The organism is Micromonospora sp. NPDC023888, assembly GCF_040639415.1.
Lineage (GTDB): Bacteria > Actinomycetota > Actinomycetes > Mycobacteriales > Micromonosporaceae > Micromonospora.
Window position 1 is genome coordinate 146051 of the sequence record NZ_JBEZZW010000007.1, and the last position, 21126, is coordinate 167176.

General features: G+C 72.1%; 22 protein-coding genes and 1 pseudogene. 16 read left to right on the plus strand and 7 right to left on the minus strand.

Going from position 1 to position 21126, the window contains the following annotated elements; all coding sequences use genetic code 11:
* Positions 1–29 precede the first annotated feature (29 nt).
* The 3 genes from AB0F61_RS08755 to AB0F61_RS08765 form a co-directional block, all read right to left on the minus strand.
* Positions 30–587 carry a GNAT family N-acetyltransferase gene (locus tag AB0F61_RS08755; RefSeq protein ID WP_357805386.1) on the minus strand — a complete coding sequence of 186 codons (558 nt, stop codon included), beginning with the start codon at positions 585–587 and terminating at the stop codon, positions 30–32.
* Between the two features lie 80 nt (positions 588–667).
* Positions 668–1615, minus strand: coding sequence for a GNAT family N-acetyltransferase (locus AB0F61_RS08760; RefSeq protein ID WP_357805389.1), 948 nt, complete (start codon positions 1613–1615; stop codon positions 668–670).
* The gene (locus AB0F61_RS08765; RefSeq protein ID WP_357805391.1) at positions 1612–2223 is read right to left on the minus strand and encodes a dihydrofolate reductase family protein; all 612 of its coding nucleotides are present in this window, start codon (positions 2221–2223) and stop codon (positions 1612–1614) included. Before AB0F61_RS08765 ends, AB0F61_RS08760 begins: the two co-directional genes overlap by 4 nt.
* A 130-nt stretch (positions 2224–2353) precedes the next feature.
* Between AB0F61_RS08765 and AB0F61_RS08770 the strand changes: the two genes are divergently transcribed.
* Positions 2354–3235, plus strand: coding sequence for a LysR family transcriptional regulator (locus AB0F61_RS08770; protein ID WP_357805394.1), 882 nt, complete (start codon positions 2354–2356; stop codon positions 3233–3235).
* A 71-nt stretch (positions 3236–3306) separates the two neighbouring features.
* Positions 3307–4488, plus strand: coding sequence for a low temperature requirement protein A (locus tag AB0F61_RS08775; protein WP_357805397.1), 1182 nt, complete (start codon positions 3307–3309; stop codon positions 4486–4488).
* Positions 4489–4507: 19 nt separating this feature from the next.
* On the opposite strand, the gene AB0F61_RS08780 is transcribed toward AB0F61_RS08775, so the two are convergent.
* Entirely contained in the window at positions 4508–5404 is an 897-nt protein-coding gene (locus AB0F61_RS08780; RefSeq protein ID WP_357805400.1) for a helix-turn-helix domain-containing GNAT family N-acetyltransferase, read from the minus strand.
* A 10-nt stretch (positions 5405–5414) separates the two neighbouring features.
* Positions 5415–6578 carry a low temperature requirement protein A gene (locus tag AB0F61_RS08785; protein ID WP_357805403.1) on the minus strand — a complete coding sequence of 388 codons (1164 nt, stop codon included), beginning with the start codon at positions 6576–6578 and terminating at the stop codon, positions 5415–5417.
* A 191-nt stretch (positions 6579–6769) separates the two neighbouring features.
* Here AB0F61_RS08785 and AB0F61_RS08790 point away from each other — a divergent pair, with 191 nt between their 5' ends.
* Complete coding sequence (locus AB0F61_RS08790; protein ID WP_357805406.1) at positions 6770–7234, plus strand: hypothetical protein; 465 nt, start codon at positions 6770–6772, stop codon at positions 7232–7234.
* Positions 7235–7270: 36 nt separating this feature from the next.
* Here AB0F61_RS08790 and AB0F61_RS08795 read toward each other — a convergent pair whose 3' ends face one another.
* Positions 7271–9670, minus strand: a complete 2400-nt coding sequence (locus tag AB0F61_RS08795; protein WP_357805407.1) for a glycosyl hydrolase family 65 protein — start codon at positions 9668–9670, stop codon at positions 7271–7273.
* A gap of 170 nt (positions 9671–9840) precedes the next feature.
* Here AB0F61_RS08795 and AB0F61_RS08800 point away from each other — a divergent pair, with 170 nt between their 5' ends.
* Positions 9841–10470 (plus strand): phosphatase PAP2 family protein, encoded by a 630-nt coding sequence (locus tag AB0F61_RS08800; RefSeq protein WP_357805409.1) that lies wholly within the window; start codon positions 9841–9843, stop codon positions 10468–10470.
* Between the two features lie 8 nt (positions 10471–10478).
* Here AB0F61_RS08800 and AB0F61_RS08805 read toward each other — a convergent pair whose 3' ends face one another.
* Complete coding sequence (locus AB0F61_RS08805; RefSeq protein WP_357805992.1) at positions 10479–11156, minus strand: A24 family peptidase; 678 nt, start codon at positions 11154–11156, stop codon at positions 10479–10481.
* An 857-nt stretch (positions 11157–12013) separates the two neighbouring features.
* Between AB0F61_RS08805 and AB0F61_RS08810 the strand changes: the two genes are divergently transcribed.
* From AB0F61_RS08810 to AB0F61_RS08865, 12 genes and pseudogenes are all read left to right on the plus strand, one after another.
* Complete coding sequence (locus AB0F61_RS08810; protein WP_357805410.1) at positions 12014–12580, plus strand: hypothetical protein; 567 nt, start codon at positions 12014–12016, stop codon at positions 12578–12580.
* A gap of 86 nt (positions 12581–12666) precedes the next feature.
* Positions 12667–13533 (plus strand): hypothetical protein, encoded by an 867-nt coding sequence (locus tag AB0F61_RS08815; protein WP_357805994.1) that lies wholly within the window; start codon positions 12667–12669, stop codon positions 13531–13533.
* Complete coding sequence (locus tag AB0F61_RS08820; protein WP_357805413.1) at positions 13530–14189, plus strand: SAF domain-containing protein; 660 nt, start codon at positions 13530–13532, stop codon at positions 14187–14189. Before AB0F61_RS08815 ends, AB0F61_RS08820 begins: the two co-directional genes overlap by 4 nt.
* Positions 14190–14191: 2 nt before the next feature.
* Positions 14192–14992: a ParA family protein gene (locus AB0F61_RS08825; RefSeq protein ID WP_357805416.1), complete on the plus strand. Its 801-nt coding sequence runs from the start codon at positions 14192–14194 to the stop codon at positions 14990–14992.
* Positions 14982–16523 carry an ATPase, T2SS/T4P/T4SS family gene (locus AB0F61_RS08830; RefSeq protein WP_357805418.1) on the plus strand — a complete coding sequence of 514 codons (1542 nt, stop codon included), beginning with the start codon at positions 14982–14984 and terminating at the stop codon, positions 16521–16523. Before AB0F61_RS08825 ends, AB0F61_RS08830 begins: the two co-directional genes overlap by 11 nt.
* A 4-nt stretch (positions 16524–16527) precedes the next feature.
* Positions 16528–17430 carry a type II secretion system F family protein gene (locus AB0F61_RS08835; RefSeq protein WP_357805997.1) on the plus strand — a complete coding sequence of 301 codons (903 nt, stop codon included), beginning with the start codon at positions 16528–16530 and terminating at the stop codon, positions 17428–17430.
* Positions 17430–18299 (plus strand): type II secretion system F family protein, encoded by an 870-nt coding sequence (locus AB0F61_RS08840; RefSeq protein ID WP_357806000.1) that lies wholly within the window; start codon positions 17430–17432, stop codon positions 18297–18299. The genes AB0F61_RS08835 and AB0F61_RS08840 overlap by 1 nt, the downstream gene beginning before the upstream one ends.
* A gap of 21 nt (positions 18300–18320) precedes the next feature.
* Complete coding sequence (locus tag AB0F61_RS08845; protein WP_357805422.1) at positions 18321–18527, plus strand: hypothetical protein; 207 nt, start codon at positions 18321–18323, stop codon at positions 18525–18527.
* Between the two features lie 8 nt (positions 18528–18535).
* On the plus strand, positions 18536–18982 hold the full coding sequence (locus tag AB0F61_RS08850) for a TadE family protein (RefSeq protein ID WP_357805424.1): 447 nt from the start codon (positions 18536–18538) through the stop codon (positions 18980–18982).
* Positions 18979–19446 (plus strand): TadE/TadG family type IV pilus assembly protein, encoded by a 468-nt coding sequence (locus tag AB0F61_RS08855; RefSeq protein WP_357805427.1) that lies wholly within the window; start codon positions 18979–18981, stop codon positions 19444–19446. Before AB0F61_RS08850 ends, AB0F61_RS08855 begins: the two co-directional genes overlap by 4 nt.
* A 68-nt stretch (positions 19447–19514) precedes the next feature.
* Entirely contained in the window at positions 19515–19892 is a 378-nt protein-coding gene (locus tag AB0F61_RS08860; RefSeq protein ID WP_357806002.1) for a hypothetical protein, read from the plus strand.
* Positions 19893–19906: 14 nt separating this feature from the next.
* Positions 19907–20941: pseudogene (locus tag AB0F61_RS08865) on the plus strand (LysM peptidoglycan-binding domain-containing protein); the annotation flags it as partial.
* Between the last annotated feature and the right edge of the window lie 185 nt (positions 20942–21126).

A 21126-nucleotide genomic window follows, 5' to 3' on the forward strand; every position in this document is an offset into this window, starting at 1 on the left:
CGCAACGTCCGGCTCCCGCAGGCGTCGGGTCAGCGGGTGGCGTCGACCGTTCCGACGTCTGTCGAGATCATCGAGAAGACGGCCAGGTCATGCGTCTTCTCGCCATCCCAGTCGGCCATCCGTAGGGTGCCCTCCCGCTGGTATCCGGCCTTCTCCGCGACCCGTAGGGAAGCGATGTTGTCGACCCGGGAGCGCAACTGGACACGTCGCATTCCGCCGTCGGTGAGCGCCCATCGGCCGACCACGCGGGCCGCCGTGGCCGCATAGCCTCGGCCGCGACGACTGGCCCGCACCCCGTAGCCGATTTCGCCGCGTCCGGCCCTCCAGTCGATGTCACGCAACCCGATGCTGCCAACGATCTCGCCACTGGCCGCGTCCAGAAGTGCCAGGAGCACACCGTCGCCGTCCAGCCGTCGGCGCACCGTCCCGGTCAGCCACTCGTCCACCTCGGCGACGGTTTGCGGTGCGCCGGGCGGCAGCGCCGTCCGATCGTCGGCCGCCACGAACGCCGCCACCTGGGCGGCGTCCTGCGGCCCGAACTCACGAATCTCCAGACCACCCGAAATGATCTTCACTGGTGCGAACATGGTGCGGAGCGTAGAGCCCGGTCCCGAGTCGTCGCGCACCTTTATCCCGCCCGGGAGGAGAACGGATGCCGGGCCGCGGCTCACTGCCAGGCCATGTTGATGGCCCGTTCGAAGTTGACGTAACCGGCACGGGCGAACGCCGCTGCCATGGGCACGTTGCCCAGGTCGGTGGCGGCGCGGATGCGGGGGACGTCCTCGGCGGCCAGGATTCGGGTGCCCTCGGCGAGAAGGCCGTCGACGTAGCCGTGGCCCCGGTGTTCGGGGACGACGCCGAGATAGGCGATCACCGGGTGGTACGCGTTGCGGGCCGGAATGACGAACCCGACCGGCTCACCGTTCTCACCCAACGTGCCGATCCGCCACCATTGCCGAGGGCTGGAGTACGTGGCGAGTTCCTGCTCGTAGTGCTTGAGCGCGGCCTCGTCCGGCGACATCCGCGCGAGGTCGGTACGGCTGTGCGCGTCCAGGGTGCCGGCCAGGGCGCGGGTCATCAGCGCGACCAGCTCGTCGGTGTCCAGGGCCGGGCGGAAGGCCAGACGCGGGTCGGGCGCGGGCAGGCCGCTGTCGGGACGCCACTGGAGGCGTAGCCGTTCGACGGTCAGGCGTGCGCCGGTGCTCTCCAGGACGCTCATCCTCGTGCGCACCGCCCGGTACGTGTCCGGGTCCTCGCGCCAGTCCGCCGGGAGGAAGCGGCCGTACTCCGGCGGGGTGACGCCCGCGGGCAGGACCTGCCTCGCGGCCGTCTCGTACAGCGCCCGCGCCACCTCGGTGAGGTCTTCGGTGCCGTCGTCGACGTCGAGGATGTCCAGGAGCAGCGGGCTGCTGTCGTCGCCGCGGCCCCACCAGGCGACCCTGGCCAGCAGGCGGTCCCCGTGCAGCGCCACCCACATCCACTCCGGTCGCCGGCGTTGCGCGGCGAGGTCGTCGGCGAGTTCGTGGTTGATCGTGTACGGCAGGCGGTTGAACAGCGCCACCTCGTCCGGCCCGGTGAGGGGACGGATCGTGACGGTGTCGAGGGCTGTGCTCATGCGGGCTCGTTTCCGGTCTGGGCGTGGGTGTAGGTGAGGAAGAGCGCGCCGCTGCCCAGGACCGTGTGGTCGGTCAGGCGCCAGGTACGCGGCGCGAAGACGGCGTCGCGGCCGAAGAGCGGGATGCCGGCGCCGATGGTCAACGGGGCCAGCTTGACGATGAGCTTGTCGATCTCCGGGTAGAGGGCACCGGCCAGGGCGCCGCCGCCGATCACCCAGACGTCCTTGCCGTCGTGCCGCTTCAGCTCACGTACGGTGGCGATGGGGTCGGTGTCCAGGACCTCGACGGCCGGGTCCGGGCTGCCGCCGAGCGTGCGGGAGAACACCAGGTGGCGCAGGTGCGGGTACGCGTCGGTCACGCCCGCCTTCAGGCCCACCTCGTAGGAGTGGCGCCCTTCCAGGACGGTGTCGAACCGGCTGCCCTGGTCGGTGATGCCGAACGCCTGCCGGGCCGGGCCGGGCAGGGTCTCCGGATATTCGGTGACGAGGTGGTGCAGGTAGTCGTCCGGGATGGGCCAGAAGCCGTCGGGGCCGGTGGGGTCGGCGCCGTCGGGCCCGGCGATGAAGCCGTCCAGGGTGGCGGCGATGTAGTACACGAGCTTGCGCACGAGCATCTCCTTGGTTGAGGCGTGTTCCGCGCTCCGACGTGGATCAGCGTGCGCGACGACAGGCCCGTCCACAAGATCACTTCTGGTAACGTGCCATAACCCTTCGCTAATTCATGAAACGAGATGAGCGGTGGAGCTTCGAGACATCGAAATCTTTCTGACCCTGGCGGAGGAGCTGCACTTCACCCGCACCGCCGAGCGGCTGCACGTGACCCAGGCCCGGGTCAGCCAGGCGATCAAGAAGCAGGAACGTCGGATCGGCGCCGCCCTGTTCGAGCGGAACAACCGACTGGTGGCGCTGACCCCGATCGGTAAACGGCTCTTCGACGACATCCAGCCCATGTACCGGGGCCTGTGCGAGGGGATGGACCGGGCCAGGCTCGCCGCCCGCGGCAGGACCGGGGTGCTGCGGGTCGGGTCGATCGCCGTCAACCTGCACGACTTCCGCGAGTTGTTCGACGCGTTCGCTCAGGACCACCCCGAGTGCGAGGTGCAGCTCCGGCACGTCGACTTCGGCGACCCCTTCGCTCAACTGCGCGCCGGCGACATCGACGTGCAGATCGTGTGGTTGCCCGTCAGGGAGCCGGACCTCACCGTCGGCCCGGTCATCTACACCGAACCCATCGTGCTGGCCGTCGGGGCAAGCCACCCGCTCGCCACTCGTGACTCGGTCTGCTACGAGGACCTGGCCGACGTGACAGTGATGGGCGGGGCCCGGCCGGACTACTGGCGGGAGATCCTGGTGCCCCTGCGCACACCCAGCGGGCGCCTGATCCGCATCGGCCCGTCCGTCTCCAACTTCCAGGAGATGATCCCGATCCTCGTCACGGGCGAAGCCGTCTCGCCGGTCCACGCCCAGGCCGCTCGCTACTACGCGCGCCCGGACATCGCGTACGTGCCCATTTCTGACGCCCCGCCGGGCCGGTGGGGGCTGATCTGGCGCACCGGCAGCGAGACCGAACTCGTCAGGTCGTTCGCCAACGCCGCCCACCGCCTCGACTCCGTCGAATAGCCGGCTGGCTCACCCCTGCCGCGTGGTACGAATGCCGCGAAGCGCGCGTAAGCCACTGGACGGGCGGGCCGATGACGACGAGCAGGGCGGGCAAGCTGCTACGGAAGCCCGGTGATCCGCAACGGGCCACCTTTCTGGAACTCTTCTTCGACCTGGCGTTCGTCTACGTGCTCGTCCAGCTCGGGCAGGTGCTCAGCCAGGACCTCACCTGGCGCGGCGCCTTCCACACGCTGGTGCTGTTGCTGGCGGTGTGGTGGGTCTGGTGCAGCACGGCGACGGTCCCGGACCGGTTCGACCCGCAGCGGCCGACGATACAACTGCTGGTCATCGCGACTCTGGTCGGCAGTCTGCTGATGGCTGTCGCGTTACCGGAGGCCTTCGGAGCGCAGGCCCTGGTCTTCGCGGGCGCGTACGTCGCCGTCCAGATCGGTCGCAGCGTCGGCCTTCTCATCGCCCTGCGGGGCCACGAGCTGCAGCGTGGCGCCCTACGGGTGGTCATCTGGTTCGGCGTATCCGCTGTGCCGTGGATCGCGGGGGCACTGGTGCACGGCACCGCCCGGGAGGCGCTGTGGGTGCTGGCGGTGGCCATCGACTATCTGGCGGGCAAACTCCGCTATCTGACACCCGGCCTGGGCCGCTCGCCGCCCGCGGAGTTGCCGAGCGCGGCCGAACACCTGGCCGAACGTCACCGACAGTTCTTCATCATCGCGCTGGGCGAGATGATCCTGGTCTCCGCGTCGACCCTCGGCGGCAGCGGCTTCGCACCCGCCCGGACCACGGCGTTCCTGGTGTCGATCGCCGCCACGGTGCTGCTCTGGCGCATCTACATCTACCGCGCCGGGGAATTGTCAGCGGCAGCCATCGCCAGTTCCGCCGATCCGGCCCGCCTCGGACTGTCGGCGTTCTACGCCCACCTGGTCATGGTGGCCGGTGTCGTCGTCGCGGCGGTCGGCGCCGAACTCGTCGTCGCCCATCCGTCCGGGCATCCGGAACCGGCCTGGATCGCGATCATCCTCGGCGGACCGGCGCTGTTCCTGGCCGGGCGCTCCCGCTTCGAGTACGTGGTCTTCAGCCGGGTGTCCCGGGACCGGCCGGTCGGGCTGCTCGCCCTGGCCGCCCTGACGCCGCTGCTGCTCCTCGTACCGCCGATCGTGGCCGCCCTCGCCGCCGCCGCTGTCCTGGCCGGGGTCGCCATTTCGGACGCCGCCCGCGCGAGAGCACGTCCATCTGAGGTGCCGTCGCCACCTGGATAGCCGGCCAGGACCCCCACCGTCACCGGCGCAGCTGCTTCTCGAACCAGTGGTGGGCGTAGTGCTCGGTGTTGTACGCCTCGATCTCCCGATAGCCGGCCGAGCGGTACATGGCGATCGCCTCGGTGAGGTTGCGGTTGGTGTCCAGCCGGACCGCCGTCGCGCCACGCTCGGCGGCGTACCGTTCCAGCTCGCCCAGCAGTCGTCGCCCGATGCCGAGCCCGCGTACGGTGTCGGCCACCCACAGGCGTTTGAGCTCGGCGGGGCCGTGCGGGTGAAGTTTGACCGCGCCGCAGCCGACCGGCTCGCTGTTGAGGGTGGCGAGCAGGAGCACGCCGGCAGGCGGGACGAGCGCCTCGTCGTGGACCGGGTTGCTCAGTGCCGGGTCGAATCCGTCGTCGAACCGTCGTCCGATCTCCCGGGCGTAGGCGCGCAGGCAGGCGCGGGCTCGCCTGTCGCTCGGCGGGCATGCCTCGATGACGACCATCGACCCGACGAGCAGCCGTTCGACCTCGGCCATGGCGGCGACGAGTCGTTCCCGCCGGCGCTCGGTGAGCGGTTCGAGGATCGAGGCGGCGAGGTCGTCCGACCGTTTGTCCAGATCGGCCCATTGGATCCGGCCGGCGTCGGTGAGCGCGGCAACGCGTACCCGGCCGTCGCCTACGGCCTGGTCGGCCGGTCCCACGGTGACCAGGCCGTCGTTCTCCAGGGCGCGCAGCAGTCGGCTGAGGTGGCCGGAGTCCAGGCCGAGCCGGGCCCGTAGCGCGGCGACCTCGGCGCCGGCGGGGCCGATCTCCCAGAGCAGACGCGCCTGCCCGAGGGGTCGCCCCTGGGCCATGTACTCGTCGTCGAGCGCACCCACACGTTGGGTGACTGTCCGGTTGAACCGCCGCACGGCGGCGATGAGCGCGGTGTCCATACGTCTGACTTTAGTCAGGATTTTGGATGCGACGGTAGGAGCGGATGCCGGCGTGGTCCAGGAGGACCACCGTGAGCACCACCCCGGTGGCGACCGCGCTGACCGCCAGCAGCGGCAGCCGCAGCACCACCGCCGCGCCGGACATGACGACCAAGGCCGCGACCCGGGGCCAGGAGAGTCTCCGGTGGATCGCCAACGAGAACAGGATCCGCCCGAGGAGGAACAGCGCCGGACCTCCCAGGATGACGACGCCTGCGGTCAGGTCACTCGCCTTCGTGGGATGGGCGATGCTCAGTTCGGCCCCGACGGCGGTGACCACCAACCCCGCGACCATCACGAGATGCAGGTAGCCGATGATGACGCCGAGCCGGGTCGGGTCGGCCTGCTCGATGGCCGGGCCCAGGCGCTGACCGGCGGGCGTCACGTAGAGCAGACCGATGAGCACCGCGGCGGCGAAGACCAGCAGGAAGGCCGCGGTCTGCGGAGGGTCGAGGTGGGTGCCGGCGTACGAGAGGCCGGCGACCAGGACGAGTTCACCGAGCGCGATGATCATGATTTGCTGGTACCGCTCGGCGAAGTGCTCGCCGGCCAGGTGCAGTTCCTGCCTGTTCGTCCGTCCGAGCCTTGGGGTGGGCCAGCCGACTCGTGGGCCGGTGAAGTCGACAGCGAGAGCGAACAGCCACAGCGGCACCCGCCACTCCGGCAGGAACCCGCCGACCAGCCACGGCACGGCGGAGACGCTGAACCAGAAGAGGATCCGCAGCGCCCTCCTCTGCCGGGGGTGACCGCGCAGCGAGAAGGCGGTCACCACGCCCCGGGCGATGTGGACCGCGACGTACGCGCCGGCGAAGAGCAGACCCCGCCCGTCCAACGCCTGCGAAATCGCCACCCCGGCCAGCAGGCTGCCCAGCGCGGAACCGACAAGCAGCCAGCGGACCCACGGACTGTCCGGGTCGTACCAGTCGGCGAACCAGGTGGTGGTCACCCAGATCCACCACACCCCGCCCAACAGCAGAGCGGTACGCAGCGCGCCGAGCACTGTGAGGTCGTGCAGCAGATGGTCGGTGAGCCGACTGAGGGCGAGCACGAACGCCAGGTCGAAGAAGAGCTCCAGGAACGAGGCGCTCAGCGGCGAGTCGTCGCCCCGCAGCAGCCGTTCGGGCCTCCTCGCCATCGGCGCTCCTCCCGGTGGCCCACACGCCCTGCCTCCGTCGTACCACCCGAGGCTGGCCGCCGGAGCCGGAAACGGGTCAACGGCGGATCCCCGCGACGACGACCCGCCGACCCCTCGTGTCGTTGATCCGGCAGCGCCCAAGGTCGCCGCTGACCACGGTGGGGGCACCGACTCAACGAGGGGGGACGACGATGACCGCTCAGCGGGAGACCGTGCAGGTCGACCACGACCTGTTCCGCGCCGTGTACGACTCGCCCGCGGCACTGCCCGGCCGACACCGCTGGACCACCCCGGAGTCGGACGTCCGGCGACTGGAGAAGCTGCTCGGCATGCCGGCACGCACCATCGGCGCCCCGCTCTGGGTCAGCGGCGACGAACCCGACTGCCCGAAGTGCGGCCGACGGGTCACCTGGTACGACATCGTCTCGTCGGCGCTCTCCGGCCTGCACGACAAGACCATGATCGCCACCGTCATCCTCGGTGAGCACAAGTACGTCAACACCGGGATCCCGGACGCCATCGCCGGCGTGCGCTGCGCCGACTGCCACACCGCGATCGACGGCCTGCGCAGCTTCAAATGCCACAACTGGGCGTACGCCTTCGAGGCGCTGGAGGCCGTCCGCGAACGAATGGCCGGCCGTCCCGGGCCGACCTGAGCCGGCCGCGCGATCCCGAGCCGCGCGCGCTGCGGCTCAGTCGGCGAAGCGGCGGGCGGGGCGGCGACCGGGCGGGGAGGGCGGCTCCGGCCCGGGGTCCGGCACCGGCGGCATCGGTCGGGTGACCGGCTCGGCCCCGGTGATCCGCAGCGACTCACCGTGGTGCCACAGCTCGACCTCGGCGTCCGGGCCGGCGCCGGGCAGTTCGTAGCGGGCCTCGGCCGGAGTCAACGTGACTCGCAGCCGGTGGCCGCGCCAGCGCAGGCTGAACGCCAGCCGGTCGATCCGTCGCGGCAACCGGGGATCGAAGGAGAGCACGCCCCGGTCGTCGCGCAGCCCGCCGAAGCCCTGCACAAGCGTCAGCCACGCACCGGCCAGCGACGCCAGGTGCAGCCCGTCGGCGGTCTTGTCCCCCAGGTCCGCCAGATCCTGCAGGACCGACTCGGCGAACAGGTCGTACGCCAGATCCAGGTGCCCGACCTCGGCGGCCAGCACCCCCTGCGGGGCCGCCGACAGCGACGAGTCGCGGACCGTGCGGGCCTCGTAGTAGGCCAGGTTGCGGGCCTTCTCGGCGGCGCTGAACTCGCCGGGGCAGAGCTGCATGGCGAGCACCAGGTCGGCCTGCTTCACCACCTGCTTGCGATACAGCTCCAGATAGGGGAAGTGCAGCAGCAGCGGATAGTCGTCGTCGCCCGTGTTCGCGAAGTCCCACTCGGGCTGCTCGGTGAACCCGGCGGCCTGCTGGTGCACCCCGCGCTCGCTGTCGTACGGAACGGCCATCGCGTCGGCGGCGGACCGCCAGTGGGCGATCTCGTCGCCGTCCACGCCGAGTCGGCCGGCCAGGTCGGGGTGGCGCTCGGCGGCCTCCGCCGCGCCCCGCAGGTTGCGCCGGGCCATCAGGTTGGTGAACACGTTGTCGTCGACAAGCGCGGCGTACTCGTCCGGGCCGGTCACCCCGTGCAGGTGGAAGTCGCCCCCGTTCGACCAGTGCCCGAAGCCGTGCCAGAGCCGGGCCGTCTCCACGAGCAACTCCAGCCCCGCCTCGGCGAGGAACCGCTTGTCGTCAGTGGCGGCCAGGTAGCGCAGCACCGCGTCGGCGATGTCGGCGTTCACGTGCAGCGCGGCGGTGCCGGCCGGCCAGTAGCCGGAGCACTCCCGGCCGCCGATGGTGCGCCACGGGAACGTCGCGCCGGTCAGCCGTAGTTCCGCGGCCCGCTCGCGGGCCTCGGGCAGGTGGGCGTGCCGCCAGCCAAGCGCCGAACGGGCCACCGCCGGGGCCAGGTAGGTGAGCACCGGCAGGACGTAGGTCTCGGTGTCCCACAGGACGTGCCCGTCGTAGCCGTTGCCGGTCAGCCCCTTCGCCGCGATGGTCCGGCCGGAGTCCGGGCGGCCGGCCTGGATCAGGTGGAACATCGCGAAGCGGACCGCCTGCTGAAGCTCCGGGTCACCGTCGAGCTGCACGTCGGCGACCTGCCAGGCCGCGTCCAGGGCGGCCCGCTGGTCGGTGAGCAGCGCGTCGAAGCCGTCCGCGCGGGCCGCCTCGGCCTCGGCCACGACCAGGGCCGCCAACTCGTCGGCGGACGTGGCGTCGATCTCCGCCCACTCGTACGCCGCGAACTTCGTCAGCCGCAGCCGCTCCCCCGGGTGCAGCCGGTCCGCCACGGTCAGCCGAACCCGGTCCGGGGTGCGGTCACCGGTGACGGTGGCCGTGCCCGGCCCGTCCACCAGGTGGCTGACCGCGACCGCGACACGCTGACCGCTGCGTTCGGTGCGGTGCACAAGCACCCCGTCGAGGTCGGTCGCGCGGTACACCTCGGCGGTCAGCGGGTTGTCGGGCACCGACGCGGCCCGCGGATCGTCCGGGCGCTCCGGCACCGTCTCGTTGGCCAGCAGATCCGAGCAGACCCGCACCTCGACGGGGCCGTCCAGCGGCTCGACCTCGTACCGGACGGCGGCCACCGGGCGGCGCGGCAGGGACACCAACCGGGTGCTGCGGATACGCACCCCCCGCCCGGCCGGCGAGATCCACTCGGTTTCCCGGCGCAGCACGCCGGCGCGCAGGTCGAGCACCTGTTCGTGGCCGCGCAGCGTCCCGGTGCGGACGTCCAGCGGCTCGTCGTCGACCCAGAGCCGGATCAGCGCGGCATTCGGCGCGCTGATGACGGTGTCGCTCTCCTGCGGAAACGCGTACCCCTCCTCGGGGTAGCTCAGCTCGCGCCGCTCGTGGAAGCCGTTGACGTAGCTGCCCGGCATCCCGCACGGCGCACCCTCGTCGAGAACACCACGCCAACCGACCCATCCGTTGCCCACCGCGAAGATCGACTCAGTCTCGCCGAGCCGGTCCAGGTCGGCCTTGGTACGCCGAATCCGCCAGGTCTCGTCGTCCACCGATCCGCTGGCGGGCGGCGGTTGGTCGGTGGCCGAACTGGTGTGCACAAAGCCTCCTGTGGATGCCGACGTCCTCGACAAGCCAAGCAGAGCCGGCTGGACGAATCCTGGACGAAGGTCAGGAAGCCCGACCGACCTTCGACTGCTCCGTTGCCCTCTGCCGTGTTCCTAGGGTGTCCCCAAGGTGAACAGGGTATGAACGTGATGTGAGGTGATGCATGGCCGCCAACGGCAGCACGGATGTTCCAGAGATCAGCGCTGAGTGGTACCGCGACGTCGTCGACGCCGCCGCCAGCACCCCCGAGCCGGTGCAGTGGTTCGTCGGACACGCCACCGAGGGGGTGATCCTGCTACTCGGCGCGCTGCTGGTGATCGCCGCGCTGACCCGCCGGTCCGGCGGTCCGCACGACCGGGCGCTCGCCCTTGTCGCGCCGGTGCCAGCTCTCCTGGCGTACGCCGGCAGCGAATGGTTCAAGACCGTGGTGGACGAGGACCGCCCCTGTCGGACGGTCGGCCGGGCGATCATCGCGGGCGCCTGTCCACCCCCGGGTGACTGGTCGTTTCCCAGCAACCACGCCACCCTGGCCGGCGCGCTGGCGGTGACCACGCTCCTGCTCTCCCGCCGACTCGGCCTGGTCGCGCTGCCACTTGCCGCGTTGGGCGCCTTCTCCCGGGTCTTCGTGGGCGTGCACTACCCGCACGACGTGATCGCGGGCGTGCTGTTCGGCGCGCTGGTCGCCGTGGTGGCAACCCCGCTACTGGCCCGTCCGACCGCCGAGGCGCTGCGCCGTCGAACCGACCGCGCCGACCGCCCGGTCCCGAAACTGGCGAGCCGCACCCGCCCCTGAGCCAGCGGTCAGCCGGCCAGCAGGAGCGCGCCCACGGTGCCGAGCAGCAGGAACGGGCCGAACGGCAGGTGCGTGCTCCACCGGGCCCGACGCCCGGCCAGCAGGCCCACACTCACCAGCGCGGACAGCCCGAAGGCGAGCAGCAGCCCGAGGAGCAGCACCGGCCAGCCGTACCAGCCGAGTAGTGCTCCCACACCGAGCGCCAGCTTGGCGTCACCCAGCCCGAAGCCCCGTTGGCCCAGCAGCAGCGTGGTGGTGGCGAAGAACAGCGCCAGCCCCGCGCCGCTGAGGACGGCCGTCAACAGGTGCCCCGGCCCGCCGTCGAGGGCGGCGACGCCGAGCAGTAACCACGTCCCGGCCGCCGCCGGCAGGGTGAGCCGATCCGGCAACCGGTGCACGGCCAGGTCGACGAAGACCGCCGGGATCGTCCAGCCGAGCCACCAGGCCAGCGCCGGCAGCACACCGCCCGACGGACCGACAAGCGCCAGCAGCAGCACCGCGGTGAGCCCGGCCAACTCGACAGTGCCCGGCGGTGGGCCGACGGGTGCCCGGCAGTGCCCGCACCGGGCCGCCGGGCCCAGCGCGGGCCAGGGCCGGGTCAGGCCGATCGGCGCGCCGCAGGCGTCGCAGCCGGTCCGGTCCGGCCGGCCCGGAGGTACGGCGTAGCGCAGTGCGGCCATCCGCATCAGCGGGCTGACCGTGAGGAACGCGAGCACGGTCGGGACCCGGACGCGAGCCACGGCTGCGGCACGTGCCGCCGTTGGTGCGCGAGGCCCCGGGGACGACGACGTCGTCGTGTGCGCCGAGCCGGCGGGCGTCGTCGTGCTAGTCCCGGGTGCGGCCGCTGACGGGCGGGCGGGTGCCGTCGGGCCACCGGACGACGGGGGTGCCGGGCTCCGATCGGGTGGGTTTTCCCGACCGGGGACGGCCGCAGGGGGGCCGGTCAGCGCCATGTCACCGCCGGTGCGCCCCGGTGTTGCCCCGCAGCGGTGAACACGGATCGTGACGGAACGATCGCTACGGTGTAGCGGATGGCGCAGAAAGCGACCTGCCCGCCCGACCACCGGAGGACGCCGCCGACCGGTTCGGGGCCGGGCGGCCCGTCGGGTGGGGCAGGTCGCCCATCGGTCGACAACCGCGCCGGGATGCCGGGATCAGGCCGCGATGTCCCACTCCCAGGACCGGCGACGACACCCCGTCGGGCCGATCCGGCGCGACGCCGCGCGGCCACCGACGATCGCTCGCTCCGCCATCGCGCGGGATGCGGTACGGACACCCGCCACCACCACCTCTCATCACGCAGAGTATTCGGTTGAATTGCCTCTGTTGCATCGGCGAGCGTCAGCCTATGCTCGCCCCTTGGGTGTGACGCAAGCCTCACCTTCACCACCCGACGACACAGGACATTGCATTTGTAGAAGATCCGTAACGGTGAATGCAGAAGCGCAATGATCGGCTCCGGATGTGCTGATCCGGGCGCGCTTCCGCATGCCCTGCGGCGGTGATCCGTCACCACGCCGGGCGACCACGAGGAGGCTCGACGGTGCGCGGACGGCAGCTCAGACGAGCGGCAATCTGCCTGCTCGCGGTCGTGACAGCGGTGCCGGTCGCCGCCTGCGCCAACGGGCGGGAGGCCGTCGAAAGGCCGACGGCAGCCCCTGACGACGGGCAACGGGCAGCTTCCGACGCCGAACGGCGCGCCGCCGAAAAGGCGGCACTTGACGCGTATTCCGGATATCTCGCGGCCTCGCGGACGGCGAGCGGCCGCAGTGATCCGCGCGCGCCGGAACTGTCCCGGTTTCTCGCTGATCCACTTCTGACCCGGGTGCAATTGTCCATTCGAGACGCCAAGGAGCACGGTGCTGTGCGTACCGGGACGTTGAAGTCCGACCCGACCGTGACCGCCGTCAGCCTGGACGCGAACCCGGCCACCGTCGAGATCCAGGACTGCCTGGACCTGACCGGGTACCGGCTGGTCTACGCCAAGAACAAGCGCGTCGTCCCGGGCAGTGGGGGCGGCAGGCACCTCTCCACCGCCACGGCGACCCGATATCCCGACGGCCGCTGGCTGATCAACTCGGGCGCGTTGCACCGGGAGCAGCCGTGCTGACCCGGGCCTACGAGGACGCGGCGGCCCGTACCCCGGGGGCCTCGGCAGCTCGGCGGGCGCTCGCCGGCATCGGGCTCGCTCTCCTCCTGGTGGCCGGCACCACCCTGCCGGCCGCCGCCGCTCGGCGCGCCGGGCCAGGGGCGAGCTGCCCGCCCGACCAGCCCGACTGCAGCGTCTGGGACGACGAACCCGGCAACCCGGGCGGCCCCGGCGGTGGCGGCGGAGACGACGACGGCGACGACGGTGGCGGTGGCGGTGGCGGCGTGTGCCGGTGGGAGGGGCGGACCGTTCCCTGCTACGACGACCTCAAGGGGTGGTTCAACAGCGGCGACGGCTGCTACTACGAGCTGGCCGAGCCGCAGGAGGAGGCGCCCGAGGGTCAGCACTGGTACACGCGGACCTGCAACGGTGACGGCATCGGCAACATCACTGTGGTGTTGCGGGAGCCGCCGCCCGGCTTCGGCGCGCCGCCCAACCCGGAGGAGTTGGCCCGACGCGCCCTGGCGACGATCACGCTGCACCCGGCGCCGCTTGCTGTCGCACCCCGCAAGGCCAACGGCCCCGGTCTGGTCGGCCTGCCGGTGTGGATGTGGTCCGAGCAGGATCCCAAATACTTCGGCCCGATTCCCGCGCACGCCGAGGACCGGGACGTGATCGTCCGCATCACGGCGGAGGTCGACCAGATCGTCTGGGACATGGGCAACGGCGACCAGGTGTCCTGCCCCGACGCCGGCACCGCGTACGAGGCGACGAACAAGGACCTGGCCGGCCGCACCTCCCCGGACTGCGGCTACGACAAGGGCTACCAGAGGGCCGACACCTACGACATCACCGCCACCACGCACTGGAAGGTGACCTGGAGCGGCGGTGGACAGAGCGGAGTGATCCGGGTGACTCGGAACAGCGGCATCGTACGGATCCGGATCAACGAACTACAGGTGGTCACCCGATGAGCCTCGCGACGCGCAACGGAACCGGGTCGGTGGACGCACCTGTCAACCCGCCCAAGGTGGTTCGGCAACGTCGGGTCCGCCCCGGGTTGCTCGGTCTCGCCGTACTCCTGATCGCCCTGGGTGGGCTGGGCTCGGCGTTCGCGGTCACCTCGGTCCGGGCCACCGGCAGCTATCTCGCTGTCGCCCGGCCGGTGGAGGTGGGCCGGGAGCTCAGCGCCGCCGACCTGATCACCGTGCAGGTCGCCGGCGGTCAGGGGCTGCGGCCGGTGCCCGCCGGCCGGCTCGACGAGGTGGTCGGCAAACGGGCCGCGGTGACGCTGGTCCCGGGCACCCTGCTCACCCTGGGGCAGGTCACCGACGATCCGCTGCTCGGCCCCGACCAGCAGCAGATCGCGCTCGGCCTGAAGACCGCCCAGGTGCCGGCCCGTCAACTGCACCCCGGGGACAAGGTCCTGCTGGTGAGCACCCCGGACCGCAGCAACACCGGGGACCCGGCCGCCGCCGGCACCAGGTTCCCGGCCACCGTGATCGACATGGTCAGCCCCGCCAACGACGACAAGGTGCTGTATCTGGCGCTGCCCACCCGGGACGTGCCAGCGGTGGTGGCCCTCACCGCGCAGGCTCGCATCGCCGTCGTGCTCACCGAAGCGGCCTGAGCATGGCGATCATCGCGCTGGTGTCCGCGAAGGGTTCGCCCGGCGTCACGACCTCCGCGCTCGCCTGCACGCTGGCCTGGCACCGACGGCTGGTACTCGCCGAGTGCGACCCGGCCGGCGGCTCGATCCTCGCCGGCTACCTCGGCGGCCAGCTCGACGGCCCCCGCGGCATCGGCGAACTGGCCGTCGGGGAGCTGCGCGACGGCAACCTGGAGACCGCGTTCTGGTCGCAACTCGTCGACCTGGACGCACCCCGCCGGGAACGACTGCTGCTGCCCGGGCTCGTCGACCCGGCCCAGGGTGGCAGCGTCACCCCGCTCTGGCAGCGGTTCGCCGACTACTTCACCGCCCTCGACCGCGGCACCCCCGGCTACGACGTCCTTGTCGACTGCGGCCGGTTGCACGTGACCGGGCCACCGTGGCCGGTGCTGCGGGCGGCCTCGGTGGTGCTGCTGGTGACCCGGGCGCAACTGCCGGACCTCTCCGGCACCCGCGCGGTGGTCACCGCGATCGAACGCGACTTCGCCGAGCACCGGGTGCCACCCGGCACCCTGCGGCTGCTGCTGGTCGGCGGCGGACACGGGCGAGCCGAGATCAGCCGCGCCCTGAAACTACCGGTCATCGCGCGGCTGCCACACGATCCGCGTACCGCCGGGGTGCTCGCCCTGGGCGGGACCGTACGGACCGGACGGCCGCTGATGCGCGCGGCCGCCGCGTTGGAGGTGCCGATCGGCGCACTCCTGGAGCGGCGGCAGGCCCGGCTGGCGTGGCCCGTGCAGCAGGAGGTCCCGGATGCGGTTTGAGCCGGTCTCCACCGATCCTCGCCAACAGCCGCCCAGCGCGACCTCCACCGAGCCGCCGCTGGCCGTGCCGAACGGCCGGCACCACCAGTCCATGCCGACGCCGCAGCCGATGCCCGCGGCCGCACCGCAGCCGGCATCGTCGCCGCGACCTCGGATGGACTTCCAGGTGGTCCGGGAGCTCCGCCGGGAACTCACCGAACGGCTCACCCTCTGGCAGCGCGGCCGGGAGTTCACAGTCGACGAAGAGGACACCGAGCGGGCCCGGCTGGCCGTCCGGGTGGTCGCCGAGTACGCGGACTTCGTCCGCCGGGCCGGCACCCCGATGGCCGCCGACGAGGAACGTCTGCTGCTCGACCAGGTGACCGCCGAGCTGGTGGGGCTCGGTCGGCTACAGACGCTGCTTGTCGACGACACCATCGAGGAGGTGCACATCCTCGGCTGCGACCAGGTGCGCATCACCCGGCACGGCGGTGGGGTGGACTGGGCCGAACCGATCGCCGACAGCGACGCCGAACTGGTGGAGATCCTCCAGGCGGCGGCCCGCCGGGCGGGCGCGACCGAGCGGTCGCTGTCCACCGTGAAGCCCACCCTCGACCTGCAACTGCCCGACGGCAGCCGGCTGGCGGCGGTGTTCCTGGTCAGCCACCGCCCGTACGCGGTGATCCGCAAGCACAACACCCTGGACGTGAGCCTCGACGACATCGCGGGGACCCGGGGCGACCTCGACGAGATGATCGACCCGCTGCTGCGCGACTTCCTGCGCGCGGCGATGCGCGCCGGGTTGAACATCATGGTCGCCGGGTTGGCCGGTGCCGGCAAGACCACGATCATCCGGGCGTTGATGAACGAGATCCCGCCCGACGAGCCGTACGTGCTGCTGGAGGAGAGCCGCGAACTGCTGCCGGCCCGCCGCCGGGAGCGGCACCGGGCGGTGATGAGCTTCGAGGCCCGGGAGGGGCACGGCGAGCGCGGCTTCGACGGCCGTCCGGCCGGTGAGGTGACAATCGCCGACCTGATCCCGCTGTCGCTGCGGATGGGCGTGTTGCGGATCATCGTGGGTGAGGTGCGGTCCCGGGAGATCGTGCCGATGCTCCAGGCGATGACCACCAGTCGGGGCTCGATGTGCACCATCCACGCCCGCTCGGCCGCCGGGGTGGGCGAACGGATCGTCGAGCTGGCGCTGGCGCACGGCCGCGAGATGACAGTCGACCAGGCCCGCCGGATGGCCGGCAACGCCCTCGACCTGATCGTCTACGTCACCATCGAGGACGAGACCGCCATCGGCGGGCGTAAACACCGGTTCGTCTCCCACGTGGAGGAGGTGATCGGGGCCGGCGAAGCCGGTCGGATCACCACCACCACTGTCTTCGGGCCCGGCCCGGACGGCCGGGCGGTCCCCCGGCACCTACCGGAGCGGGTCCGCGACCAGTTGCTGCGGGTGGGGTACGACGCGCGGTTGCTGACCCGGTGGGTCGAGGCTGGCGCCGGTGCCTGGCGACGACCCCGGCAGACCCGACTGGCCCGGCGGTGACCTGATGCTGAGCAGCCTGGAGTTGATCGCGGTGGTCTCCGGGGCCGCCTGTGTGGCCGGGTTGCTGTTGGCCGTGGTCGCCCTGGTCGGCACCCGCCGACCCCCCGGGCCTCGTCCGGGAGGCGGGCAGGGTCTGGGTCGACTGTGGCGCGGGCCGGGTGCCACTCCCGGCGAGCAGCGGGCCTACCAGATGCTGCTTGTCGCAGCGCTTGGTGCCGGCGCACTGGCGTTCCTGCTGACCGGGCTGCCGGTGGTGGGCCTGCTGGTGGCGGTGGCGGTGCCCGGCACCCCGTGGCTGTTCGGGGTGGGCAAGGCCGAGCAGAAGGCGATCGCCCGGATCGAGGCGGTCGGCGAGTGGACCCGCCGGCTCAAGGACGTCTCCGGCACCGGGCAGGGCCTCCAACAGTCGATCATCGGCACGATCGGCAGCGTGCCACCCGGGATCGAGGAGGAGGTACGGCTGCTCGCGGCCCGCCTACAGGCCGGCTGGACGGCCCGTTCCGCGCTGCTGGCGTTCGCCGACGAGATCGCCGACCCGGTCTGCGACCAGGTGGTGGCGGCGCTGATCCTGCACCTCTCGGACCGGGGCGAACGACTGGGTGACGTGCTCGGCTCGATCGCCGGCGCGGCATCCGCGGAGGTGGCCACCCGTCGGGAGATCGAGGCCAAGCGGACGCAACCCCGGTTCGCGGTCCGCTTCCTCACCGGCATGACCCTGGCCACCCTGGCGTACGGGCTGTTCAACACCGAATACATCAAGCCGTACGGCACCCCGGCGGGTCAGGTGGTGATGGCCGCCCTCGGCGCGGCCTTCATCGGCCTGCTGGCCTGGGTGCGGTCGATGAGCCAGCCACAGCGGCCGTCCCGGTTCCTGCCGGCGCCCGACCCCGCCGAGGTGATCGCATGATGCTGAACTGGCAGCTCGCCATGGCGGTCTGTGGTGGTGCCGGCATCGGGCTGGGCGTGTTCCTGGTGGTCCGGGAACTGGTGCCGGCGACCCCGGCGCTCGGTCCGGCGCTGCGCCGGCTGCACCAGCCGCCGGGCACCGGCCGGGTCGCCACTCCCGCCTCCCGGCGGCTGGACTCGCTGACCGGGCTGTCCCGCTGGCTACGTCCGCCGCACCGGCAGCTCGCCCTGATCGGCCAGACCCCCGAGCAGTACGCGCTGTCGGTGCTGCTCTCCGCACTGATCGGGCTGGCCACGCCGACTCTGCTCGGGGTGGCGCTGCTGGTGCTCGGCATTTCGTTTCCGCTCGTCGTACCGGTGCTCGGCAGCCTCGGCCTGGCACTGATGGGCGGGCTGCTGGCACACCGGGCCGTACTGACCAAGGCCGAGGCCGCCCGGGACGAGTTCCGGGCGGCCGTCTGCACCTACCTCGACCTGGTGGCGTTGCAGCTCTCCGCCGCGCACGGGCCGGTGCAGTCGCTGGAGCGCGCGGCGGCGGTCTGCGACGGCTGGGTGTTCGACCGGCTCCAGGAGTCGCTGCGGATCGCCCAGATGCAGATGCACGCGCCCTGGGACGAGCTGCGCGACCTCGCCGACAAGATCGGCATTCCGGAGCTGGGCGATGTCGGCGCGATCATGCGCTCCTCCGGCAGCGAGGGGGCGCAGGTGCACGAGACCCTGCGCAGCCGGGCCGACTCGCTTCGCGACCAGATCCGCACCGACAACCTCGCCCGCGCCGAGGGGGTCACCAGCCGACTCGACATCCCGGGCGCACTGCTCGTCTTCGTGCTGCTCGGTTTCGTCGTCTATCCGTTCATCGCCCGTATCTGACCCGTCCCGAAGGAGTAGGCAATGTCCATCCTCAGCTACCTGCACGTCGTGCTGACGACGCGCCTGGCCGAGCTGCGCCACGACGGCGAGCGCGGCGACAGTCCGGTGCCCACCGCGGTGATCATCTTCGGGCTGGTCTTCGTGGCGACGGTCGTCACCGGCCTGGCCCTGAACCGGGCCAACAGCTGGATGACGAACATCCCGACCTTCACGAACCCGGTCCCGTAGCAACCGACATGAGTCGAGCCAGGTACCCGAGGTGGCGCCGGGCGGTCACCGCCACCCGGCGCCGACTCGCGGGCGACGACCGGGAGCGGGGCGCCAATCCGGTGGAGCTGGCCGTGATGATGCCGCTGATCCTGGTGCTGCTCTTCGCCTCGGTCCAGGTCGCGGCCGTCTTCCTGGCCCGCACGACCGCGTTGCACGCCGCGCAGAGTGGTGTCAACGCGCAGCGGCCCTACCAGGCGTCGGACGGTGCCGGGGTGTCCAGCGCCATCGGATTCCTCCAGGCCGCCGGTGGCTGGCTGGTGGGCTGGGACAGCGACGGCCCGACCTGCGTGATCATCGACGACGCCGAGGTCACCTGCACGGTGAGCGGCCGGTCCCTGTCGGTGGTGCCGGGCGTGGACTTCGCGGTACAGCAGACCGCCCACGGCACGGTGGAGAGGGTGACCCAGCCATGAACCGCACCGCCGAACGGGGTTCGGTCTCCATCGAGGTGGCGGTGCTCGCCCCCGCGTTCATCGCGCTGATGGTGCTTGCCGGTGTCGCCGGGCGTACCGCCGTGGCGGCGGAGGCGATCGAGGCCGCGGCGCACGACGCCGCCCGCGCCGCGTCGATCTCCCGGGACTCGGTCACGGCCCGGGAAGCCGCGCTGGAGGCCATCGAGGATCAGCTGGACTGGCGCGGATTGGCCTGCGCCAACGAACTGGAACCGGAACTCACCGCCAGGGTGGGCGGCAACCCCATCAGCTTCGCCGACGCTTTCACCAGCACGATCGGTGCGGACGCGACGGTCACGGTGACGCTTGTCTGCCTGGTGTCGTTCCGGGACATCTCGCTCGACATCCTGCCCGGGATGCCGGACGAGCGGCAGATCAGAGCGACCTTCACCTCGCCGCTGGACCGTTACCGGGGTCGGCAGTGACCGCCGCGACCGCCCGACGCACCCACTCGGGCGAACACGGCCGGGTGAGCATCTTCCTGGCGGTGACGATGATCGGCGTACTGGCCATCGTGGGTCTCTCCTTCGACGGCGCCGGCCAGCTCCGCACCCTGCAACGTGCCGAGAACCTGGCCGCCGAGGCTGCCCGCGCCGGTGGTCAGGCCATCGACCGGGGGGCCGCGATCGATGGCCGGCCGACGCGGATCGACAAGGACGCGGCGCTGGTGGCGGTCGCCAACTACCTGAACGCCGCCGCGGGCACCAGCGGCCACACAGTGAGCTTTCCCGAGGTCGCCGGCGAGACCCTGATCCGGGTCACCGTCACGATCACCTACAACCGCTCGATGCTCGGACCCTTCGTCGGCGAGCAGACGGTCACCGTCACCGGTGATGCGACAGCGCGCGCCATCACCGCAGCAGCACCGTAGGAAGGAAGGCAGCCATGCCCGTATCGGCTGGGTCCGTCGTACGGCGGACCGGACGCGTCATCACCGGCCTCGGCGCACTGGCCGTGCTCTGCGCGCTGCTGGTCGGCGCGCCGATCGCACTGCTGGCCTTCGCCGGCAATCCCCTGCCTGATCACCTTCCCACCCTGGCCGAGATCGGCACCGCGCTTACCAGCCGGGACGACGGTCAGCTCTTCCTGCGGGCACTGGCGGTGGCCGGCTGGTTCGGCTGGGCCACGTTCGCCTTCTCCGTCCTCGTCGAGCTGGGGGCGCAGAGCCTGCGCCGCCCGGCGCCGAAGCTGCCCGGGATGGGTCGCCAGCAGAAGGCCGCCGCGGCACTGGTCGGCTCGGTGGCGCTGATCCTCGCGGCCAGCCCGGCCGCCGCCAGCGCCGCGGCGGTCTACGGCGCCCCGGTGTACGCGAGCGCCGACGCTGCGACCGCCGCCACCCTGGCCGCGCCGACCCGGGTGGGCGCGACGCCCGACACGGCAGCCCCGCTGGCGCGGAGCGGGCTGGTCGGCCGGGCCGGGACAGGGTTCGCCGCACCCGGTGGCTCGACAGCCGACGACGGGGCCGCGCCGGTGTACCGGGTGGCGCGGGGCGACTACCTCGGCGAGGTGGCCGAGCGTTACCTGGACGAGTTCGGCGACTACCGGCAGCTCGCCAAGCTCAACAAACTCGACGACCCGGACCGGATCCGCCCGGGTCAGCTACTCCGACTGCCGACGGAGGCCGCCGACCAGGGCGCCCGGCAGCACGCCACCGGACGGCTCGTCGACCGGCCCGCGGCACCGAAGCCGCCCGCGCCCCGGCCGGCGCCCGAACGGACCGCGCCGCAGCGGCCGGCCCCAACACCACCCAGCGGTACGGATTCGGCAGGCCAACCACCCGCGATGACCGTCGGCGCAGCCCGAGCCAGCACCGAGGACCGGGTGAACCGACCGCTCGCCGTCTCGGCCGTACTTGCCGTGGCGAGCATTGTCGGCGCTCAGATCGGTGCGGTCCTGGGGCTACGCCGTCGCCCGGCCACCGCCGGCGCGGCTCCCCGGTTGGCCGCGTCCGGCCGCCGCCCCCGGGGCGGTGCCGCCCGGAGCACCGGCGGGAACCCGAGCCGGGGCAGCGGCGCGGCGCGGATCGGTGGTGGGGCGGCGGGAAGTGGCGCCGCCTGGGCCGCAAGTCGGGCAGCCGCGGCCCTCGAAGCGCCAGCGACACGTGA

Coding starts and splice junctions, on each gene's coding strand:
- AB0F61_RS08830 (WP_357805418.1), top strand. CDS start 14,982: ATGCGGTTTGAGCCGGTCTCCACCGATCCTCGCCAACAGCCGCCCAGC.
- AB0F61_RS08860 (WP_357806002.1), top strand. CDS start 19,515: ATGATCGGCGTACTGGCCATCGTGGGTCTCTCCTTCGACGGCGCCGGC.
- AB0F61_RS08760 (WP_357805389.1), bottom strand. CDS start 1,615: ATGAGCACAGCCCTCGACACCGTCACGATCCGTCCCCTCACCGGGCCG.
- AB0F61_RS08755 (WP_357805386.1), bottom strand. CDS start 587: ATGTTCGCACCAGTGAAGATCATTTCGGGTGGTCTGGAGATTCGTGAG.
- AB0F61_RS08855 (WP_357805427.1), top strand. CDS start 18,979: ATGAACCGCACCGCCGAACGGGGTTCGGTCTCCATCGAGGTGGCGGTG.
- AB0F61_RS08820 (WP_357805413.1), top strand. CDS start 13,530: ATGAGCCTCGCGACGCGCAACGGAACCGGGTCGGTGGACGCACCTGTC.
- AB0F61_RS08775 (WP_357805397.1), top strand. CDS start 3,307: ATGACGACGAGCAGGGCGGGCAAGCTGCTACGGAAGCCCGGTGATCCG.
- AB0F61_RS08785 (WP_357805403.1), bottom strand. CDS start 6,578: ATGGCGAGGAGGCCCGAACGGCTGCTGCGGGGCGACGACTCGCCGCTG.
- AB0F61_RS08800 (WP_357805409.1), top strand. CDS start 9,841: ATGGCCGCCAACGGCAGCACGGATGTTCCAGAGATCAGCGCTGAGTGG.
- AB0F61_RS08825 (WP_357805416.1), top strand. CDS start 14,192: ATGGCGATCATCGCGCTGGTGTCCGCGAAGGGTTCGCCCGGCGTCACG.
- AB0F61_RS08790 (WP_357805406.1), top strand. CDS start 6,770: ATGACCGCTCAGCGGGAGACCGTGCAGGTCGACCACGACCTGTTCCGC.
- AB0F61_RS08835 (WP_357805997.1), top strand. CDS start 16,528: ATGCTGAGCAGCCTGGAGTTGATCGCGGTGGTCTCCGGGGCCGCCTGT.
- AB0F61_RS08850 (WP_357805424.1), top strand. CDS start 18,536: ATGAGTCGAGCCAGGTACCCGAGGTGGCGCCGGGCGGTCACCGCCACC.
- AB0F61_RS08840 (WP_357806000.1), top strand. CDS start 17,430: ATGCTGAACTGGCAGCTCGCCATGGCGGTCTGTGGTGGTGCCGGCATC.
- AB0F61_RS08780 (WP_357805400.1), bottom strand. CDS start 5,404: ATGGACACCGCGCTCATCGCCGCCGTGCGGCGGTTCAACCGGACAGTC.
- AB0F61_RS08845 (WP_357805422.1), top strand. CDS start 18,321: ATGTCCATCCTCAGCTACCTGCACGTCGTGCTGACGACGCGCCTGGCC.
- AB0F61_RS08805 (WP_357805992.1), bottom strand. CDS start 11,156: ATGCGGATGGCCGCACTGCGCTACGCCGTACCTCCGGGCCGGCCGGAC.